Genomic DNA, 1,688 nt, shown 5'->3' with positions numbered 1-1,688 from the left:
GCGCGCGGGCGCCTTGCATCCAGCCCCTTTGCGAAGCAACGCGATCCCCTTCCATGGCGTTCACAGGCCCTATGCACTGACGCCGCCCTCGGGGGCGTCCGCCGTGCTGGGGCGCACGAGCATGACGGGTACCGGCGCGGTGCGCGCGACCTGCTCGGCGTCGCTGCCCAGCATCCAGCGGTGCATGCCCCGGCGGCCGTGCGTGCCCAGGACGATGACGTCGGCGCCGATCTCGGCGGCCTGCTGCACGATGAGCTCCGAGGCGCGCCGGCCCTCGCTCTCCAGCAGCAGCGTGTCGGTGGCGACACCCGCCTTCTCCATCTCCTGCCGGGCCTCGTCCAGCAGCGCCTGGCCGGCCTGCAGGAAGCGGGGCCGGACCTCGTCGATGTAGACCTGCGGCCGTTCGAAGCCGTTGCTGTGCCGCAGTTCGTCGATGACGTGCAGCAGGGTGACGCGGGCGCCGCTCAGGCGCGCCAGCGTCTGCGCATGCGCCAGGGCGAGGCGGGAGGTGGCGCTGCCGTCGAGCGGCACGAGCAGGCGTGAGTACATGGCGTTTCTCCTTGCAGGGTCGGTGTCCGTCGAAGATGTCAGGCCATCTGCGCGATGGTCCTGCGAAAGCGCCGCAGCGACAGCGCGAACAGCACGGCGCCGATCAGCAGCAGCGCCGCGAACTGCGGCCACACCACGTCCAGGCCGGCGCCGCGGAACAGGATCGCCTGCCCGAGCTGGACGAAGTGCGTGGTCGGCGCCGCCAGCATGAGGTCCTGCACCGGCCCGGGCATGCTCTCGCGCGGCGTGCTCCCGCCCGAGAGCATCTGCAGCGGCATGATGGTCAGCATCATCAGCATGCCGAACTGCGGCATGTTGCGCGCCACCGTCGCCATGAAGATGCCCATGGACGTGGTCGCGAACAGGCACAGCGCCGCGCCGGCGAAGAACAGCGGCAGCGAGCCGGCCACCGGTACGTGCAGCAGACCGCGCACGACGAGGGCGATCGACACCCAGGCCGCCAGCAGCACCACCGCGCCCATGGACCAGACCTTGGCGAGCATGATCTGCGCCGGCGTGACGGGCATGACCAGGAGGTGCTCCACCGTGCCGTGCTCGCGCTCGCGGATCAGGGCCGCGCCGGTGAGGATGATGGACAGCATGGCGATGTAGTTGATGACCTGCACCAGGCTGCCGAACCACGAGGGCTCCAGCGCCGGGTTGAAGCGCGCGCGCAGGGCCAGGTCGACCGGCGGCACGGCGCTGGCGCGGTGGCGCTGCGCGAAATCGCCGACCTCGCCCATGACGATCTGCTGCAGGTAGCCGCTGCCGACGAAGGCCTGGCTCATGCGCGTGGCGTCCACGTTGAGCTGGATCTGCGGCGAGCGGCCGGCCAGCAAGTCGCGCTGGAAGTGGCGCGGGATCACCATCACGAAGGTGTAGAGGCCCTGGTCCATGCCGGGGTCCATCTGCGGCCAGTCGATCAGGTGCGGCGCGGCGAACTGCGGCGGGTACAGCGCCGAGGCGATGCGCTGCGACAGCGGCGAGCGGTCCTCGTCGACGATGGCGATGGGCGCGTTGTGCAGCGTCTCGGGCATGGCCGTGGCGGCCGTGTAGACGCCCACGGTGAACACGTAGGCGATGAGCACCAGCATCGTCGGGTCGCGCCACAGGCTCCACAGCTCCTTGATGCCGAGGCG

At 70.7% G+C, this 1,688-nt stretch carries 2 protein-coding genes; both read right to left on the bottom strand.

Going from position 1 to position 1,688, the window contains the following annotated elements:
- Positions 1 to 69: 69 nt before the first annotated feature.
- Positions 70 to 549 carry a universal stress protein gene (locus ACIY1X_RS26300; RefSeq protein ID WP_399686577.1) on the bottom strand — a complete coding sequence of 160 codons (480 nt, stop codon included), beginning with the start codon at positions 547 to 549 and terminating at the stop codon, positions 70 to 72.
- Between the two features lie 38 nt (positions 550 to 587).
- The coding region (locus tag ACIY1X_RS26295) for an ABC transporter permease (protein ID WP_399686574.1) at positions 588 to 1,688 on the bottom strand (1,101 nt) is incomplete at its 5' end.

Origin of the sequence: Xenophilus sp., from assembly GCF_044462705.1 — a bacterium.
Classification (GTDB): domain Bacteria; phylum Pseudomonadota; class Gammaproteobacteria; order Burkholderiales; family Burkholderiaceae_C; genus Xenophilus; species Xenophilus azovorans.
The sequence above is the reverse complement of the archived record's forward strand: the minus strand, read 5'-3'. Positions and strand labels throughout refer to the sequence as shown.